This is a genomic window from Actinophytocola sp., assembly GCF_036402745.1.
Classification (GTDB): domain Bacteria; phylum Actinomycetota; class Actinomycetes; order Mycobacteriales; family Pseudonocardiaceae; genus Actinophytocola.
On sequence record NZ_DASWSJ010000078.1, the window covers coordinates 40184 to 59234 of the forward strand.

Genomic DNA, 19051 nt, shown 5'->3' on the forward strand with positions numbered 1-19051 from the left:
CTCAGTCGCGCGGCCCGAACAGGCTCGGCACGTGCAGGGCCGCGCGCAACCGCGCCGGTACCGGCCGGCTCGCCAGTCCTCGACGGACGGCCCGAACCGCCGCCCACGCCTCGGCCGCGGTCCCGGCGCCCGGCCCGCCGGCCGACCACAGCGCCTGATCCACACTCACCGCCAGCGCGTGCAGCCCGGTGACGACCGGCGGGCCGCCAACCGGTGCGGCCGCCGAAGCGAGGTCCCGGACGGTCATCCCAGCGGTGAACGGCACCCCGTGCGCTCGCAGCCGGTCCCGGGCCTCGGCCCACGCGCCGACCACCGCACGGGCCCCGGGTCGGCGACGCCGGCGCCAGGCGCGCACCGCCGCCGCGAGGGGGACACCCAGCAGCCACGCCACCACCAGCGCGGCCACGCCGAGCGCGATCCCGGTCAGCGGCAGCGAGAAGTCCGCCCCGGACGAGGTCGCGACCGTGTCGCCGGAGTCGGCGGGCACGTCCGGGTCCACCAGCTCCTCCGGCGGGGGCAGCTTCGCCCGCGCCTTGGCGGTGACCTCGGCCAGCCCGCTGGCCTTGCCGGAGCTCTCGGCGGTGCCACTCGGGTCCAGCGGCACCCAGCCGACGCCGGCGACCGCGACCTCGGGCCAGGCCAGCACGTCCTCGTTGCGCACCTCGACCCGGCCGGAGCCGGCCGGCGCCCGGTAGCCGACCGCGATCCGGGCCGGCACGCCGAGGATCCGGGCCAGCACCACGTAGGCGGCGGCGAACTGCACGCTCGTGCCGCGCTTGGCGTCCAGCAGGAACCGCTCGATCTGCGGCCAGCCGCTGCCCGTCGGCAGGTCCTCGGTGGCCACCCGGTAGTTCTTGCTCAGGAAGTCCTCGATCAGCAGCGCCGTGCGGAACGACGCGCGCAGGCCGTGCGAGGCCTTCTTCGCCAGCTCCGCGACGGCGGCCGGGACCACGCCGAGGTCGCCGAAGCCGGACCGGGCGGTCGGGTCGATGCCGGCGTTGTAGAGCGAGTCCCCGTCGACGCGCGGCTCCCACCAGGACAGGTCGTAGTCCACGGGCCCGCGCCGGCCGGTGACCATCAGCGTCCCGGCGGTCTCGTCGATCAGCGGCGCCACCCCGGTGACCTCGGCCGGCAGCGCCTGGCTCGGGACCCACGGCTCGTCGGTGGCCTCGACGTGGATCCGCGCGCTCTGCCGGCTGATGTCCGTGGTCACCGCGGGCGCGGGCGACAGCGCGGCACCCATGCGCCGGTAGTCCTCGCCGGGCAGCCAGCTGACGCCGTTGAAGTCGGCCAGCACCACCAGCCGCCAGCGGTCCACCGGGTCGTCGGTGGTGTAGCTGAAGACCTGCTGGCCGGGGTGCAGCAGCCGCTCGGCGACCTCGTCGAGCGGGTTGCCGAGCCGCCGCGGGGGCACCGGCGCCGGGCGGTTCTCGCGCAGCGAGTACGCGGGCCGCTCGACCGGGTCGAGCGCGGTGACGAGCGCGGCGCCGGCCACCGCGAGCACCAGCGTCGGCACGACGGTCAGCGCGGTCAGCACGGCCCGGCGGCTGGTGGGCTCGTCCCCGGACCGGGACCGGGTGGTCACCAGCAACGCGCCCACGACGAGCGCGAACCCGAGGCCGACGGCGGTCGCGGTGAGGCCGGTGAGCGACACGTACGCCTGGCTGAGCACGAGCACGGCGACGCCGGGCAGGACCGCGACGAGCGGGCGGCGCAGCCGGGTGAGCAGCTCGGCCGCGAGCACCGCGGCGACCAGCACTGCGAGCGGCACGAACAGCAGCAGCTCGGCGTCGGGCCGGGCCGGCCAGGTGGACTGGAGGGTGAGCTGCCACGAGTCGGTGACCCCTGCGGCGAGCGCGCGGACGGTGGCGGCGGTGGGCAGCCCTGCCGCGGTCGTCGGCCACAGCAGCGCCTCGGCCAGCCCCAGCAGCCCGAGCACGAGCGCGAGCAGCGGCCGCCACGGCACGAGCCCCGGCCACCGCCGGGCAAGCTCCGCCGCGGCGAACGTCGTCGCCGCGACCACCGCGATCGGCGGCACGAGGGCGGAGAGCCCGAACACCGGCGCGAAGGCCAGCCCGGGTCCCGCGGCGGCGAGCAACACCCAGGCGAGCGCGGCCCGTGACGTCATCCGGCCACCACCACGTTCCACCGGCGGGCCGCGTCCTTCGCGTCGGTCGCGTGCAGGACCCGCACCCCCGGCACCTTCACCTCGACACCGGTCCGGCCGCCGCCGAGCACCACGACGACGGTGGTCGTGTAGTGCTGGCGGAGCGCCGCGAGCGCGGCCAGGTCCGCGTGGTGCGCGCCCGCCATGACGACGACGAGACAGCCGCCGTGGTCACCGGTGCGGGCCAGCTCCGCCGGCACCAGCGGCACGGTGCCGGCGACCGGCTCCAGCTGGCACAGCTCGTCCAGCAGGCGACGCACCGACGACGCTCCGCCGCGCTCGCTGACGTCCAGCCCGCCGGGGGTGAGCAGCCGGCAGCGGTGCCCGGCCGTGGCCGACGCGGTGGCCAGCGAGCCGGCCAGGTCCACGGCGTCCTCGAAGACCGCGGCGGTGGTCAGCTCGGCGCGGGTGTCCAGCAGCGCGGTGAACCGCGGCTGGTTCGGGTCGACGTAGTCGCGCACCATCAGCTGCCCGGTCCGCGCGGTCGCCTTCCAGTGCAGGTGCCGCACCTCGTCGCCGACCACGTACTCGCGCACGTCCCGCAGGTCCAGCGAGCCGTGCAGCGGGTCGTCGGTGGTCCGGCCCTCGTGGTGGTGCCGGGGGTGCCCGCCGACCAGCGCGCGCACGGGGTAGAGGTGCGGGTGCACCCACAGTGTGGTGGTGTCGCCGGTGGTCAGCCGGCTGCGGCCGAGCCCGAGCGGGTCGACGCGCTGCAGGGTCAGCGGCCCCACCTGGAAGCGGCCGCGGCGCAGCGTCGGGAGCTCGTAGTGGTAGACGGCCTGCGCACCCGGTGGCAGCGCACGCACGGTCACCGCGTGGAAGCCGGAGCCGACCAGGTCGCCCGCGGTGAACTCGCCCTGCCGCCGCGAGCCGGCGTTCTCCACCCGCAGCCGGGCGAACGCCGGGCGGCCGCGCCGCACGCGGTCGGGGTAGATCTCCCGGGTGACGGCGACCCGCGGGCGGCGGGCGGTGATCACGAGGGCGGCCACCACGGCGCCGAGCGCGGCCCCGGCGAGGCCGCGCAGCATCGGGTAGCCCGCCCACTCGGCCAGCCCGAAGCAGACCACGGCGGCGGCGAGAACGGCCACGCCGCGAGGGGTGAGCCGGGGCATTAGGGACTCGTGGCGCTGACCGAGGGTGCAGGGATGGCCGCGAGCACCTCGTCGACGACGTCGCTCGTGCTCCGCTGGTTCAGCTCGGCCTCGGCGGTGAGGATCAGCCGGTGCTCCAGGACGGGCTTGGCGACCTCCTTGATGTCGTCCGGGGTGACGAACGGGCGGCCGTGCGTGGCGGCGATCGCCTGGGCGGCGCGGACGAGCGCGATGCTGCCGCGCGGGCTTGCCCCGTAGCGCAGCGCCACGTGCTCACGGGTGGCGGCGGCGAGCCGGGCGGCGTACTCGCAGATGGCCCGGTCGATGTGCGCGGCCCGGACCTCGGCGGCCGCGCGCCGCAGCGTCGGGATGTCCACGACCGGGTTGAGCTCGTCCGGCCCGATCCCGGCGCAGTCGCTCATGATCACCAGGACCTCGGACTCGAGGTTGGGGTAGCCGACCGACAGCCGCATGAGGAACCGGTCGAGCTGGGCCTCGGGCAGCCGGTAGGTGCCCTCCATCTCGATCGGGTTCTGCGTGGCGACGACGAGGAACGGCCGGGGCACCTCGTGGCGCACCGAGTCGACGGTGACCGTGCGCTCGGCCATGACCTCCAGCAGCGCCGACTGGGTCTTCGGGGTGCCGCGGTTGACCTCGTCGGCCACGACCACGTTGGCGAACACGCCGCCCTGGCGGAACTCGAACCGCTCGGCGCCCTGGTGGTAGATCTGCACGCCGGTGATGTCGCCGGGCAGCAGGTCCGGGGTGAACTGGATGCGGTTCCACGAGCCGCCGATGCTGCGCGCGAGGCAGCGGGCCAGGGTCGTCTTGCCCAGGCCCGGCACGTCCTCGATCAGCAGATGCCCCTCGGCCAGCAGGGCCGCGACGGCGAGCCGCACCAGCTGCGGCTTCCCCCGGATGACCCCCTGCACGTTGGCCGCGATCAGCTCGTAGACCTGACCGGCGGTCGGTTGGCTCACCGCGGCTCCCAGTAGAAGTGGTTGGACTCGACGGGGCCGTCCGGGGTGTCCACCACGACCCACACGGTCTGGCCGGGACCGTCGAACCGGATGTCCTCGAACGTCACGGCCCCGTTCGCGTCGGTGCGCATGACCGAGGGCTCGCTGAAGTCGCCCCAGTCGCTGCCGTACCCGGTGATCGTGTACTGGGTGTTGGGCGCGAAACCGTTCATCACCACGTGCAGCCAGGCACAGTCCGGCGCGGCGCACGCGGCGCTGCTCGAGTCGGCTCCCCTGGACACCGTCACCACCGGTTTCGTTCCCTCCCACACCAGGTTGTTCGACCGCACCAGCCCGTTGGGCGTCTGCACCCCCACCCACACGGTGTGACCGACCCCCGCGTAGGCGAACCGGTCCGCCGCCAGCCGGCCGTTCCCGTCCGTGGTCAGCGTGGCGCCGCCGTTGGAGTATCCCGGATCGGACGAGTGCGGCACGAGCAGGTAGCTCGTGTTCGGTGCGAAGCCGGTCAGCACGACGTGCATCCAGGCGCAGTTGGGCGGGGAGCAGTACTGCGAGGTCGCCGGACCGCGGGAGAGCGCGAGCCGGGCCGGGGGCCTGGGTGCGGCCGGGGTCACCGGGCCGGTCGACGCGCCGGGGCCGGTGCCCTTCGCGTTGGTGGCGGACACGGTGAACGCGTACGCGGTCCCGTTGGCGAGGCCGGTGATCGTGGCGCTGCGCGCGCCGCCGGGGAACGACCGCGCGCCACCGGCCCAGCTCACGGTGTAGCCGGTGATCGGCGCGCGGTTGTCGGCCGCGGCTCCCCAGCGCACGACCGCGGCGGCGTTGCCGGGCGACGCGCTGACCCCGGGCGGCGCGCCCGGCGGGGTCGCCGGCACCGGCGGCGGGGGCTGCGGCGGCTGGGACTGGTCCGGCTGGCGTTGCTCGCCGGCCGGGTCCTGGACCGGGGTGTCGCGAACCTGCGGGCCCTGCTCGGGCGGGCGCTGGTCCTTCTGCTTCTCCACCGGCGGGTCGGCCTTGTGCTCGGGCTCGCGGGCCGGGGCGTCGGGGCTGTTGTGGGCCGGGTTGTCGCCCGCGCGCCCGGTGTCGCCGACCGGGACCCCGGTGACCGAGCCGTCGTGGTCGACGACGAGGACGTGCTCGCCCTCGGCGCCGTCGACGTAGATCCGGTGGTCCTCGCCGCGGGTGAGCCGCGGGTCGCCGGCCTCCTTGGGCAGCGTCTCCGACGAGCGCCGCTCGCCGCGGCTGTCGTAGGTGGTGACCGTGTCGGTGGCGCGGTCCATCACGGCGACGACCGAGCCGGTGGACACGGGCCCGTCGTAGTCGCCGTCCTGGAGCGCGACCTTGACCGGTGACCTCGGGCTCTCGCCCGCCGGGTCGACGAGGTGCATCTGGTTGCTGTCCGGGTCGAGGATGGCGACCCGGCCGGCGACGTCGGAGGAGGCGACCCGCGCGGAGTCCGGCACGTCCACCCCGAGTGCCCTGCCCTGGCCGAGCCCGTCGGCCTCGATGGGATGCAGCTGGTCGCTGGTGGTGTCCACGAACATGGCCCGGTCGTCGACCACGGTGAGCGCGCCCTTGTGGCCCTTGCCGACGAGCACCGGGCAGGAGACGCGGTCCGCGCCGCTGGGCAGCTGGCAGATCAGCCCGGCCTGCGGCCGCGTCAGCCACACGGTGCCGTCGCTGGTGGCGACCGGGATGCCGAGGCCCTTGCCCGCGGGGATCGTCTTCGGGTGCTCGCCGAGCCGGACCACGACGCCGGCCTCGCGGTAGACGAGGTAGGGCCCGCCGGCGACCTCCAGCGACACCGGCACCTCGGCGACCGGCGGCGTGGTGGAGTCGACCACCTCGAGGCTGGACTTGCCGAACACGGTGATCCGGTCGCTGCCGACGACGTAGCCGCTGGTGTCGCCCTGCACGACCTGGCTGCTGCCCTGGTCGTCGTTGAGCAGGACGCTGGCGTCGATGTCGGAGGTGGCGCCGTCGACGTGGAAGGCCGTGCTGAGCGCGACGTTGAAGACCCAGTGCCCCGGGGGCAGGAACTGCACGGGGTTGATCGGGCTCGCGGCCCCGGTGACCGCCGCCGTCACGCCCGCCACGCAGGCGGCCACGACGAGCAGGACCGGCACCCTGGTCCGCCAGCCCTTCGTCTCACGTGCGGCGTTCACGGTCATGGTCACACCGTAAGTTAACGGGTACGGACGGTTGACGATGCGGGGTACCGGGCAAATGGCAGCTTCCGGTCAGGGGGCTACCGGCAGGATCAGCTCGAAGATAGCGCCGGCGTCCTCGGCGTTGTAGACGGCGAGCGTCCCGCCGTGCGCCTGGGCAACCCAGCGCACGATCGACAGGCCCAGCCCCGCGGCGCCGTTCCCGCCGCTCGAGCCGGTGCGGAACCGGTCGAACACCTCCTCGGCGACGGCCTCGTCGACGCCGGGGCCGTGGTCGGCCACCGTCACCCGGCCGCCCGCCACCGAGATGTGCACGACGGCCTGCTGGTCGGGCTGGCGGCCGTAGCGCAGCGCGTTGTCCAGCAGGTTGCCGATGGCCCGCTGCACCAGGGTGGGGTCGACCAGCACCTTGGTGGGCGCCGCCGTGAGCGTCACGCTGGCGCCGCCGGTCGGGGTCTCGTCGACCACGCCGGCCACCAGCTGGTCGAGCCACACCGGCTGCAGCGCGAGCCGGTCGACGCCGGCCGCGAGCCGGGCGCGGACCAGCAGGCCGTCGATGATGCCGCCCATCCGCGCGGCCAGCCGGACCGTGCGCGGCAGCAGCTCGGCGCGCTCGCCGGGGTTGCGCAGTGCCGTCTCGGCCAGCGCGCGCAGCGCCGCGACCGGGGTCCGCAGGTCGTGCGCGGTCTCGGCGAGCAGCACCTCCTGCTGCTCGAGCGCGGCGACCGCGGGGCGGATCGCCCGGCCGGACAGCCAGTGCCCGCCGAGACCCAGGGCGACGACGGCCAGCGCGCAGCCGCCGACCACGAGCAGCACCATCCGGTTGTGCCGGGACTGCTCGGGCTCGGCGTCGCTGACCGACACGACCGCGCCGACGTACTTGCCGGTCTCGAACCGGAAGGGCTCGGCGGCGATCCGCACCAGCCGCCCGTCGGTGGCGTACTTGTAGCCGGCGAGGATCTTGCCGCTGTCCACCGCGTCCTTGGCCAGCCCGCCGAGGATCCTCGGGTCCATCGGCACGCACGCGCGCTCGGAGTAGTACGGGGGGAACGAGTCGTCGGGGCCGGCGAGCACCGCGAACTGCGGGCACTTGGCGGCGAGCTCGTCGTTCGGCACGTAGGCGGTGATCAGCGTGTCGCCCTCGGCACGCACCAGCCGCAGCACCGTGGAGGTCACCCGGCGCAGCTCGCCGTCCATGCGCAGCTGGCCCCGCTCGGTGTCCGCGGTGATCGACAGCCAGGCGAAGATGATCAGGCCGGTGGCGTTGGCCGCGGTGAACACGAGCGTGAGCACCAGCCGCAGCCGGCGCAGCCGGTCGGCGGAGGATCGGGTCATCCGGCCGGTTCCGCCAGCCGGTATCCGCGGCCGCGGACGGTGTGGATCAGCTCCGGCTCGCGGAGCTTGCGCCGCAGCCGCTTGACCACCACGTCGACCACGTTGGACATCGGGTCGGCGGAGGCGTCCCAGCAGTGGTCGATCAGCTCGGTGCGGGTGACCGCCTGCCCGGGCCGGATCGCGAGGTACTCGAGGACCGCGAACTCCTTGTCCGACACGGTGAGCAGCACCCCGGCGCGGCGCACGGTCCGGCGCGCGCAGTCGACCTCGAGGTCGGCCATCCGCAGCACCGACGGCCGGCCCGCCGCGCGCCGGCACAGGATGCGCACCCGGGCGGCCATCTCGGCCACGGAGAACGGCTTGACCAGGTAGTCGTCGCCGCCGTGGGCGAAGCCGGCGATCCGGTCGGCCACGCTGTCCCGCGCGGTCAGGAACAGCACCGGCACGCTCCAGCCCTCGCCGCGGCGCCGGTGCACGTAGTCGATCGCGTCGCCGTCGGGGAGCATCCGGTCGAAGACGACGCAGTCGAAGAGATGGGCACGCAGGGCGGCGTCCGCGCCGGCGAGGTGCGCCGCGGCGAGCACGTCCAGCCCGGCGGCGGACAGCTCGGCGGACACGGCGATACGCAGGTCCTCGTCGTCCTCGACCACCAGCACGCGCACGGTGCGCCCCATGTCATCGAAACCTCATGTGTCCGGCCCGATCGTGTCCCTCGACAGCACTACGACGGGAGGCCGGGCTTGATCGAGGACCGTAACGCCTCCCCGCGGGCCACACAGCCGATGGTCACGAAATGGCCGGAACAGGCCGCTGGTCCCGCGGGCTCACGGTCCGTGCGGGACCGGTCCCGCACGGTCGCTCCTAGCGTCGGCGCATCGGAGGTGAACCGTGGACGTTCCTGACCGCTCTCCCGGCGGCGCCCTGCCCGCCGCGCTGAGCGCACCCGCCGGCCGGCCGGCCCACCCGGCGATGCCGCCGCAGCCGGTGCGGGCCGCCGCGCCCGCGGCACCGCTCGTGCTCGGCGCGGCCGCCGCCCAGGCGCGGGCCCAGACCCTGGCCCGCCCGGCGCCGATGCCCATGCCGATGCCGGCACCCGAAGCGCTCACCCGGCCCCTCGGCGCGCCCCGCACCCCGCCGGCCCGCCCGCCGCGGCCCACGCTGCTCGCGACCACGGCACCCCGGCCCGCGCCGCCACGCACCAGCTGGGTCAAGGACTTCGCCCAGCACCTCAACGTCATCCAGGTCATCTGCTGGCAGGTCGCCGCGCTCGCGGTGGTCCTCACGGTCAACCAGCCCTGGCCGGTGCTCGCCGGCGCCTCGACCGGCGCGGCCCTGCTGATCGCGCTCACGACCGTGCGGATCGGCGGCCGCTGGCTCTACCAGCTCGCCGTGCTCGCCTGCGGCTACCTCACCCGCGGCCGGCGCCGCGACCTGCCGGAGACGAGCGGCAAGACCCCGGCCCTGCTCGGCCTTCTGGTGCCCGGCACGACCGTGCTGGCCACCGAGACGAGCCAGGGCCCGGCCATGACGGTCAGCCACCACGGCGGGCTCGCCGCACTGCTGCGCCCCACCGGCGTGCCGGGCGACCTGATCGGGCTGCTGCCGCTGCCGGCCGCGCTCCTCCCGGTCGGCGGCGACGGCACGGCCGGGCAGCCGCACCTGTTCGGCGTGCAGACCGTCTTCCACACCGGCGTCCGCCGCGACGGCCCGCCGAAGGTCTGGCTCGGCGTGCACGCCGTGCGGACCGTGGACTCCCCGCGCGACGACGAGCTGGCGCTGGCCCTGCGCAACGCGATGCGCCGGGTCCGCCGCGCCGCCGCCCGCGCGGGGGTGCCCGCCGAGCCGCTGGCCGAGGAGGCCGGGTTCGCCGCCGTCGCCGGGCTCGCACACGTCACCGGCGGGCGCACCGAGGTCCGCGAGGACTGGCGGTTCTGGCGCACCGGCCCGGTCTGCCAGGCGGTCTTCGCCGTCGACGGCTTCGACACGCTCGCCGACTCCCAGGCCAGGCGCCTGGTCGGCAACCTCTTCGGCGTCACCGGCGGGGTCGCGGTGACCGTCACCCTCGGCGCCCGGACCGGCCGGACCGGCACCCGGGTCGCCGCGGTGCTGCGCCTGGCCGCCACCACCGAGGCCGCGGTCGAGGCCGCCCTCGCCGCCGTGACCGCCCGGGCCGTCCCGCCCGGCGTCCGGCTCGCCCGACTCGACGGCACGCATTCCTCCGGCGTCGCCGCCTCGCTTCCGATCGGAGTGTTCCTATGACCGCACCAGCCACCGCCCGCCGGGTCAGCGTCCTGCCGGTCCGGCACGCCGCGCCCGGCGCGTCCTGCGCCGGGGTCGAGGCACTGCTCGCCGCCGCCACCCGCGAGGTGCTGGTGATGAGCCGCCAGGTGAGCGTCGGGCGCGACCCGATCGGCGGCGTCCGCCGCATCGACCACGAGAACGTACGCCGCGGCGTGCGCTACCGGGTCCTCGTCCCGGACTCGGCACGCACCGAGCCGGTGCTCGCGACCCGGCTCGGCACCCTGTCGCTGGCCGGCGCGGACACCCGCACGGTGGCCGAGGTGCCGACCGACGCGCTGGTGATCGACGGCTCGGTCGTGGTGCTGCCGGTGGACCGCAACGCGAGCGGCCCCACCACGGGCACCGCGGTGTTCCGGCTGCCCAGCGTGGTGACCACGACGACCGAGCTCTTCGAGCGGGTGTGGCTCTCCGCGGTGCCGCTCACCGCGTCCGACCTGCCGGACAGCGCCGACCTCGGCGCCCGGGAGCGGGAGCTGCTGTCGCTGCTGTCGGCCGGCAGCACGGACGAGTCCGCGGCCGCGCGCCTGGGCGTCTCGGTGCGGACGGTGCGCCGGATGGTGGCCGACATCATGAACCGGCTCGGCGCCCGCAGCCGGTTCCAGGCCGGCGTGAAGGCCGCCGACCGCGGCTGGCTGATGGAGCGAGCGGGATGACCATGACCACTCCGCGCGTAGGGCGCACGCTCATGGTGGCGCCCGGCCAGCACGGCGCCTACGAGACGATCGGCGAGGCACTGCGCAACGCGCCGGACGGCGGCGTCATCACGATCGCCGAGGGCACCTACGCGGAGACCTTCGAGCTGGCCGACCGCAAGCTGACCGTCCGCGCGGTGGACGGCGCGGCGGTCGTGCTGGACGGCACCGGCGGCGACTGGCCGGTGCTCGTCGTCCGTGGCGGATCGCTGACCCTGCAAGGCATCGAGGTCCGCGCGACCGCGGCCGCCATGCAGGCCGCCAACGTGGACCTCACCGTCGAGCGCTGCACGTTCGGCGCCACGCTCGGCCCGGCCGTCGGGGTGCGCGACTGCCCCCGGTTCACCATCGCCCGGTGCACGGTCACCGGCGCCGCGCAGGGCATCGTCGTGGAGAGCTCGTCCGGCCGGGTCGACGACACCACGGTCACCGACATCGCCGGCGACGGCGTCGTGGTCGGCCTCGGCGCGGACCCGGAGCTGCGCAACCTCACGATCGCCGGCTGCGGGCTGCGGGGCGTGTACGTCTACCAGTACGCCCGCCCGGTCATCGAGGGCTGCGACATCTCCCGCACGTCCGGCGCGGGCGTCGAGGTCGCGCAGCAGAGCCGGCCCGCGGTGCGGCGCACCCGGGTGCACGACACGCAGGGCGTCGGCATCGCGTTCGGCCCGGGCTGCGCCGGCGAGGTCGAGGAGTGCCACCTGGACAACACCGCCGCGCCGGCCGTCTCGCTCGCCCCGGGCGCCACGCCGACCGTCGTCGAGCCGACCCGGCGGGCCGCCACCACCGGGGAGGCGGGCCTGGACGACCTGCTCGCCGACCTCGACGCGATGGTCGGGCTGCCCGGGGTGAAGGCCGAGGTGCACGCGCTGGTCGACGAGATCCAGGTCAACGAGTGGCGGCGCAGGGCCGGGCTCTCGATCGGCTCGGTCAGCCACCACCTGATCTTCGCGGGCGCCCCCGGCACCGGGAAGACGACCGTGGCCCGCACCTACGGCAAGATCCTCAAGGCCCTCGGCGTGCTCCCCCGCGGCCAGTTCCGCGAGGTGGCCCGGCGCGACCTGGTCGGCCAGTACATCGGCCACACCGCGGAGAAGACCTCGCTCGTGTTCGAGGAGGCCAAGGGCGGCGTGCTGTTCATCGACGAGGCCTACACACTGTCCCGCCAGGCCGGCTCCAGCGGTGACTTCGGCCAGGAGGCGATCGACACCCTGGTGAAGCTGATGGAGGACCACCGGGACGAGGTCGCGGTGATCGTCGCCGGCTACACCTCGGAGATGACCGACTTCCTCGCGGCCAACCCCGGCCTCGCCTCCCGGTTCTCCAAAACCATCGAGTTCGAGAACTACACACCCGCCGACCTGCTCGCGATCATCGGCCGCATGGTGACCGACGGCGACTACCTCGTGGCCGACGAGGCGGCCCCGGTGCTGCTCGAGCACTTCGGCCGCATCATCGCCGACCCGAACTTCGGCAACGCCCGCGACGCCCGGCGACTCTTCGAGGGCGCCCGCAAGGCGCAGTCCCAGCGGCTGCGCACGCTCGGCCGGATGCCCGACGTCACCGAGCTGCGGACGCTGACCGCCGAGGACGTCCGCGGCGCAAGCCTGTAACCCGTGAGCGAGAGCGGCAGAGCGCGAGCGAACCATCAATGCTGCCACGGGAGTGGTCCCGACGGTGAGCACTACTGTCGGATTCGTGCGGGTACTGGTGATCGAGGACGACGACAACCTCCGCGTGGCGGTCACCACCTCGCTGCGGTCGGCCGGGTTCGCCGTGGACGCGGTGGCCGACCTGCCACCCGCGGACGAGGCGCTCGCGGTCAACGCCTACGACTGCGCGGTGTTCGACCGGATGCTGCCCAGCGGCGACTCCCTTTATTACGTGCGGCACCGCCGGGCGGCGGGCCTGCCGGTGCCGGTCCTCTTCCTCACCGCGCGCGACGCCGTGACCGACCGGCTCGCGGGCCTGGAGTACGGCGACGACTACCTCGTCAAGCCGTTCGCCGTGGACGAGCTCGTGGCGCGGGTGCGGAGCCTGTGCCGCCGGGTGATCGCCGGCCGGCCGCCGGTGCTGCGTTGTGGCGACCTGGAGATCGACAGCGGCCGGCACCAGGTGCGCCGGGCCGGGGTGCTGATCACGTTGACCGCCAAGGAGTTCACCGTCCTCTCCGAGCTCGTCGCGCGGCAGGGCGCGGCCGCCCCCCGCACCGAGCTGATCGAGGAGGCGTGGGACCGGATGGCCGACCCGGCCTCGAACGTCCTCGATGTCCTGATCGCCCAGCTGCGCCGGAAACTGCGCCAGCCGCCGATGATCCACACCGTGCGCGGGGTCGGTTACCGGATCCTGCCGGCCTGACCGCGGCCGCGGCGCCCGGGACTAACCTGCATGCACACGAAGGGATCCCGGGGGGATGATGCGACGCTTCGCATGGCTGCTCGTCACCGCGCTGGCCCTCATCCTGGCCGGCTGCAGCTCGCAGGTCCCCGGGCGGGCCGTGCCCGCGCGGGCCGGGTCCGCCGGCGGGGACCGCGGTCTGGTCGAGGCGTACTTCACCGACCTGAACGCGTCCGCCGACGAGGGTGTCGCGAGCCAGCGGGAGTTCCTGCGCCGCACCCAGCACCCGGACTTCGCCGACCGGCTGTGCGACCTCGGCAACCTCACGCTGCACGTGGAGCCGGCCATGTCGACGTTCCGCGCGGACCCGAAGTGGGTGCCGCCGGAGTCGCCCGCGAGCCGGCACCCGCGCGGGACCGTCTACGTCCTCGGCGTGTCGGTCAGCGTCCGGCAGCAGGGCGCCCTGCTCGGTGAGCAGATCGGGTCACAGCGCGTGGTCGTGCTCGACGGAAAGGCCTACGGATTCTCGCCGTGTCCCACGGGGTGACGCCGCTGGAGATCATCCGTGCGCTCCGCTAAGTCACGGCGTGCGGCCGTCACTGGGTTGGAGCAGTGCGAGTTCCACCAGTAGGGGGAAATCGAAATCCGGGCGTCCCAACGCCTCAAGACCGCTCCCCCCTGGGACGAAGAGTCCTAGGTAGGGAGGTGAGCGCGGTGGCCGTACTGGACCAGGGAGTGGCCCAGCCAGGACCTGCCCGGCGAGACCCGGCCCGGCACGACGGGGTCCGGAATGACGCCGCCTGGCGGGACCGGCGGATCAACGAGCCCACGGTACCGATGCAGCACCCGGGTCGGCATCTCGAAGCCACGTCGGTCAACGGCCTGGTCAGCGACCGGGTGTCGCCCGAGGCGGCCGAGGACGCCACGAGCCTCGTCGAGCTGCACGAGACCATCGCCTCCCTGCTGGCTTCCCGCGGCGAGTGGCGCCAGGCCTACGAGCACCTGCGCCACGCGTTCGACATCGCCACCGCGGACAAGACCATGCCGCCGCAGGTACCCCAGCAGTTCCGCCTGGAGGTCGCCCGGCTGCGCCGCGAGCACGCCGAGGCCCGCGAGCAGAGCATCCGCGACGCGCTCACCGCCAGCTACAACCGCCGCTACCTCGACCAGCGCCTGGTGGAGGTCCTCGCCGAGCAGCGCGGCGGCGGGTCCGACGGCATCGCCGTGGCCCTCGTCGACCTCGACTGGTTCAAGAGCGTCAACGACACCTTCGGCCACCTCGTGGGCGACCGGGTGCTCCAGCAGGTCGTCGAGCTGCTGCAGATCGGGCTGCCGGAGGGCGGGTTCTGCGCCCGCTACGGCGGCGAGGAGTTCGTGCTCCTGCTCCCCGGTGTCGACGGCGGCACCGCCACCACGGTGGCCGAGGCAGCCCGGGCACGCATCGAGGCATACCCGTGGTCCCAGCTCGTGCTGGGTCTGCGCATCACGGTGAGCATCGGCGTGGCACACCAGCCCGTCACCGGTGGGCGCGCGCTCACCAACCCTGAGCAGCAGCTCCGCAGTGCGGACGGACTGCTCTACACGGCCAAGCAATCGGGCCGCAACGCCGTCGCCTACCGTGTGGGCGGAGAGGTCCGGTTGTCCGGAGCCCCGGTCCGACGGCCACGCTGACGAAACCACTCGGCGGCAGTTCGATAACGTTTGGATCGTGGGTCCGATAGCCCAATCGGGCTAGTGGCGTGGCCCCAACTGCGCACGGAAAGTGGCCAAAAACGGATCGGCAGTCGTCACGGGTGCCATCCATCCGTACTATCTGGGCGCGGAACGACACTGTGAGTCGGCAATCAAGCGCTGACTACAACGTCTTGGTTAAGAAAGCGGCACGACCCGTGCCGTAGCGCGAGTTGGCGCGAGTTGGAAGGAGACCGGGTGCCCGACGATGAACGGCCAGGCGGCACCCACTCCTCCGCCGATGATTCGAACAGCTATGGCCGGCGACACCGCCGGGCCGAGGAGCCGTCCGAGCAGCCGCGCCGGCGTCGCCGGTCGATGGAGGACGCGCCGGGTGGGCTGAGCGTCGCCGACCTCGTCCAGCGCCACACCGGCTCCCGGCCGGACCTCACCCCCGTGTCGCCGCCGCCCCCCGCCGAGCCGCGCGGGCGCCGCACCACCCCGCCCGCCGCGCAGCCGCGGCGTCGCCCCGCCGAGGGCCAGCCGAACGGCCGCCCGAACGGCCACCGCCCCGGCGAGCCCGCCACCCCGCAGTGGCCCGACCAGCCGCGCGGCCGCCGCGCCGACGCGCCCGGTCACCGCGCCGCCGCGGACCCGCACACCAGCCACGCCTTCCCCGAAGACCGCGCCGGCCACACCGCGACACCGGGCCACGGCGGGTTCCCCGAGGACCCGGGCGCGCACGCCTCCGGCCGCCGCGCCCTCCCGGACGATCGCCCCTCGGGCCGGCGCGCCCTGCCGGACGACCCCGCGGTCAGCGGCCGGCGGGCCCTGCCCGACACCCCCGCACCCGGCCGCCGCGCGCTGCCCGACGAGCCCGGCCGCGCCACCAGCCACCGCGCGTTCCCCGACGACCCGGCCGCCGGCCGGCGCGCCCTGCCGGACACACCCGGCCAGGCCAGCGCCCACCGGGCCTACCCCGACGCACCCGGCCAGACCAGCGGCCGCCAGGCCTACCCGGACGACGCACCCGGCCAGATCTCGGGCCGCCGGGCTGTCCCGGAGGCACCCGGCCAGGGCAGCGGCCGACGGGCCTTTCCCGAGGAGTCCGGCCGTCGCGCGCTCCCGGAGGCACCCGGCCAGACCAGCGCCCACCGCGCCTTCCCCGACGACCCGGGTCACGCTCCCGGCCACGCCTCGGGTCGCCGCGCCCTCCAGGACGGTCCGCCCGCGCAGGCCAACGGCCGCCGCGCGGTCCCCGACGCACCCGGTCAGGCCAGCGTCCGGCGCGCCTTCCCCGAGGACCCCGCGGGCCGCCCGCCCGCCCCGGGTCCCGCCGGGTTCCCCGAGGACCCGGCCGCTCCGGGCCAGGCCAGCGGGCGCCGGCCGGTCCCGCAGCCCAACGGCAGACAGGCCCCGCCGAGCCGGCAACCGTCCGGTCCGCTGCCCGCGGGCCGGGAGTCGGCCCCCGGCGCCCGCCCGGGTAACGGTCATCCGGTCGGACCCCCGGCCGCCCCCCTGCCCGGCGACCCCGCCGGCCTGCCGAACGGCCGCCACCCCTCGGGGCCGCTGCCGCGCAACGGCCGGCCCGAGCCGGGCCAGGCCAGTCGGCATCCCTCGGTCCCGATCCCCGACGACCGGCCGTCGAACCCGGGCCGCCCCGGCGCGGTCCCCATCGCCGACGACGCGGCCATCCCGCCCGGACAGCGCAACCCCGGCTCGAAGCCGGCGATGAACCCGGCCGTCCCGCTGCCCCCGCCGCGCCGTCCCGAAGAGGACGCCATCTCGATGACCACCGAGATGGAGGCCATCGGCGAGGACGTGCAGAAGCGCCGCACCATCGACCACACGCTCGCCCGCTTCTCCGCGGTGCACGACGAGCTGCAGGCCGAGGAACGCGAGCGCAAGTCCAAGCGCCGCAAGCTCATGCCGTGGCAGCAGACCGACGACGAGCTGGACCGGCTCGACGAGATGGTCGGCATGCAGACCATCGCCGTGCCGCAGGCCGCGCCGGGCCCCGAGCCGGAGCTCGCGGAAATCATGGCCCCTGCCGGCGCCACCCGGCTGCAGGAGAAGAAGTCGCGCCGGCGCACCCGGTCCACGCTCGCCGTACGGGTGCTCGCCGCGGTCGCCGCCATCCTCGTGTTCGTCGCCACCGGCATCGCCTGGGGCTTCAAGAGCTGGGTCGACGCCAGCTCGCAGCAGGTCGACGCGCTCGACCCCAACTCCGCGGCCATCCAGGACGCCGCCAAGCAGCGGGGGGACGAGAACTTCCTGCTCGTCGGGTCCGACACCCGCGCGGGTGCGGCCGCCGAGGAGGGTGTGGGCAACGCGAACGAGATCGTCGGCGCCCGCTCGGACACCGTGATGATCGCGCACATCCCGGCCAACCGGCAGCGGGTCGTCGTCGTGTCCTTTCCGCGCGACCTCGAGGTCACCCGGCCGGCGTGCGAGGGCTGGGACCCCAAGACCGGCGACTACACCGGGCACCAGAAACCGGCCGCGGAGCAGGTGAAGCTCAACACCGCCTACCAGGTCGGCGGCCCGAAGTGCGTCACCAAGCTCGTGCAGGAGCTGTCCGGGCTCGCGATCAACCACTTCGTCGGCATCGACTTCCACGGCTTCAAGGACATGGTCGACGCGGTGCGCGGCGTGCAGGTGTGCGTCGAGCGGCCGCTGAAGGACGACGTCCTCGGCACGGTCGTGCCGCAGGCGGGCAAGAACGTCACGCTCACCGGCAACCAGGCACTCAACTTCGTGCGTGCCAGGCACGTGCAGGGCGACCTCACCTCCGACTACGGCCGGATCAAGCGCCAGCAGCGGTTCCTGTCCTCGTTGCTGCGCAAGGCGATGTCGACCGAGGTGCTGCTGGATCCGGGCAAGCTCACCGGTTTCGTCAACGCGTTCTCCAAGTCGACCTTCGGCGACAACATCGGCGTGGACCAGCTGATGGTGCTCGGCCAGTCGATGCAGGGCATCGAGGCCGGCCGGGTCACGTTCATCACCGTGCCCACCGTCGGCGAGGCCAACGCGAACGGCAACGAGGACCTGGTGGTGGAGGACAACAACGCGTTGTTCACCGCGATCCGCGAAGACAGCCCGCTGCCCGGCGAGGCGCCGGCGAAGCAGGTGCAGGCGGGACTGCGGCAGCAACCGGTCGACCCCAGCACGGTCAAGCTCCAGGTCCTCAACGGCGGCAACCCGACCGGGGGCATCGCCGGTGACACCGCACGCGCGCTCGGCGACCTTGGCTTCAAGATCGTCTGGGTGGACGCTGCGCCGGAGAAGGTGGACCACACGATCATCAAGTACGCCAAGGAAGGCGCGGCCGCGGCGGGCACCGTGAAGGCCGCCGTGCCGGGCGCGGAGCTGGTCGAGGACCCGTCGATGGGCAACGCGGTGCAGCTGGTCATCGGCCCTGGTTTCGACGGGAAGGTGGTCGCGCCCAAGGGTGGCGCCGCGCCACCGCCGAAGCTGCCGAAGAACCTGTCGACGATCAACGCGGGCGACGTCTCCTGCGCGTGACCAGGCATCAATTGTGGCCTTGGGTTCACCCCGGATTCACTTATCGATGCGGTGCGTGAACGGCGGCGCCCGTAGGCTTGCGCCATGCGTGAGGCCTACCAAGTCGAACTCGGTCAGCTCGCCGACGAGCTCGCCGGCATGTGCTCGATGGTCGCGACGGCGATGGAGCTCGCCACGCGATCGCTGCTCGACGCGGACCTCGGCCTGGCCGAACAGGTCATCGGCGACGACGCGAAGGTCGACGACGCACGGTCGGCGTGCGAGGAGCACGCGTACGCGCTGCTGGCCCTGCAGGCGCCGGTGGCCACGGATCTTCGCAGTGTGCTCGCCGCCATCCACGCGGCCGAGAGCCTCGAGCGGATGGGCGACCTGGCGCTGCACGTGGCCAAGGCGGCGCGGCGGCGGCACCCGCAGCCGGTGCTGCCCGAGCAGGTGCGCCCGTACTTCGCGGAGATGGGCCGGGTCGCGGTCGAGCTGGCCCGCGAGGCCGAGCAGGTCATCCTCAGCAAGGACGTCCAGCAGGCCCACTCCCTCGAGCAGGCCGACGACGAGATGGACGACCTCCACCGCCACCTGTTCTCGGTGATCATGGACCGCGACTGGCCGCACGGCGTCGCCGCCGCGGTGGACGTCACGCTGCTGGGCCGGTTCTACGAGCGCTTCGCCGACCACGCGGTCTCCGTGGCGAAGCGAGTGGTCTTCGTGGTGACGGGCCGCATGCCCGGCGCAAGCCACGACGAGGTCGTCTGACTGTCGTTGGTCCTGACGGCCCGCGCCACCCACC

14 protein-coding genes are annotated in these 19051 nt (G+C 74.5%); 8 read left to right on the top strand and 6 right to left on the bottom strand.

Annotated elements, in window-relative coordinates:
• Window position 1: 1 nt before the first annotated feature.
• The 6 genes from VGD70_RS07550 to VGD70_RS07575 form a co-directional block, all read right to left on the bottom strand.
• Entirely contained in the window at window positions 2-2128 is a 2127-nt protein-coding gene (locus tag VGD70_RS07550; RefSeq protein ID WP_331079501.1) for a DUF3488 and transglutaminase-like domain-containing protein, read from the bottom strand.
• Window positions 2125-3255, bottom strand: a complete 1131-nt coding sequence (locus VGD70_RS07555) for a DUF58 domain-containing protein (protein ID WP_331079503.1) — start codon at window positions 3253-3255, stop codon at window positions 2125-2127. The genes VGD70_RS07550 and VGD70_RS07555 overlap by 4 nt, the downstream gene beginning before the upstream one ends.
• A 23-nt stretch (window positions 3256-3278) precedes the next feature.
• Window positions 3279-4238, bottom strand: a complete 960-nt coding sequence (locus VGD70_RS07560; protein WP_331079505.1) for a MoxR family ATPase — start codon at window positions 4236-4238, stop codon at window positions 3279-3281.
• Complete coding sequence (locus VGD70_RS07565; RefSeq protein WP_331079507.1) at window positions 4235-6409, bottom strand: fibronectin type III domain-containing protein; 2175 nt, start codon at window positions 6407-6409, stop codon at window positions 4235-4237. The genes VGD70_RS07560 and VGD70_RS07565 overlap by 4 nt, the downstream gene beginning before the upstream one ends.
• 69 nt (window positions 6410-6478) lie before the next feature.
• Entirely contained in the window at window positions 6479-7741 is a 1263-nt protein-coding gene (locus tag VGD70_RS07570) for a HAMP domain-containing sensor histidine kinase (protein ID WP_331079509.1), read from the bottom strand.
• Window positions 7738-8415, bottom strand: coding sequence for a response regulator transcription factor (locus tag VGD70_RS07575; protein WP_331079511.1), 678 nt, complete (start codon window positions 8413-8415; stop codon window positions 7738-7740). Before VGD70_RS07575 ends, VGD70_RS07570 begins: the two co-directional genes overlap by 4 nt.
• A gap of 214 nt (window positions 8416-8629) precedes the next feature.
• Between VGD70_RS07575 and VGD70_RS07580 the strand changes: the two genes are divergently transcribed.
• The 8 genes from VGD70_RS07580 (at window position 8630) to phoU (ending at window position 19017) form a co-directional block, all read left to right on the top strand.
• Complete coding sequence (locus VGD70_RS07580) at window positions 8630-10000, top strand: hypothetical protein (protein ID WP_331079513.1); 1371 nt, start codon at window positions 8630-8632, stop codon at window positions 9998-10000.
• On the top strand, window positions 9997-10695 hold the full coding sequence (locus tag VGD70_RS07585; RefSeq protein WP_331079515.1) for a helix-turn-helix transcriptional regulator: 699 nt from the start codon (window positions 9997-9999) through the stop codon (window positions 10693-10695). Before VGD70_RS07580 ends, VGD70_RS07585 begins: the two co-directional genes overlap by 4 nt.
• Before the next feature lie 2 nt (window positions 10696-10697).
• Window positions 10698-12347, top strand: coding sequence for a right-handed parallel beta-helix repeat-containing protein (locus VGD70_RS07590; RefSeq protein WP_331079613.1), 1650 nt, complete (start codon window positions 10698-10700; stop codon window positions 12345-12347).
• A gap of 85 nt (window positions 12348-12432) precedes the next feature.
• Window positions 12433-13092 carry a response regulator transcription factor gene (locus tag VGD70_RS07595; protein ID WP_331079517.1) on the top strand — a complete coding sequence of 220 codons (660 nt, stop codon included), beginning with the start codon at window positions 12433-12435 and terminating at the stop codon, window positions 13090-13092.
• A 55-nt stretch (window positions 13093-13147) separates the two neighbouring features.
• On the top strand, window positions 13148-13618 hold the full coding sequence (locus VGD70_RS07600; RefSeq protein WP_331079519.1) for a hypothetical protein: 471 nt from the start codon (window positions 13148-13150) through the stop codon (window positions 13616-13618).
• A 158-nt stretch (window positions 13619-13776) separates the two neighbouring features.
• Window positions 13777-14742 (top strand): GGDEF domain-containing protein, encoded by a 966-nt coding sequence (locus VGD70_RS07605; RefSeq protein WP_331079521.1) that lies wholly within the window; start codon window positions 13777-13779, stop codon window positions 14740-14742.
• Window positions 14743-15000: 258 nt separating this feature from the next.
• Window positions 15001-18267 carry an LCP family protein gene (locus VGD70_RS07610; RefSeq protein ID WP_331079523.1) on the top strand — a complete coding sequence of 1089 codons (3267 nt, stop codon included), beginning with the start codon at window positions 15001-15003 and terminating at the stop codon, window positions 18265-18267.
• Between the two features lie 84 nt (window positions 18268-18351).
• A complete protein-coding gene (gene phoU, locus VGD70_RS07615) occupies window positions 18352-19017 on the top strand; it encodes a phosphate signaling complex protein PhoU (RefSeq protein ID WP_331079525.1) in 666 nt (221 codons plus the stop codon).
• The last annotated feature ends 34 nt before the right edge of the window (window positions 19018-19051 follow it).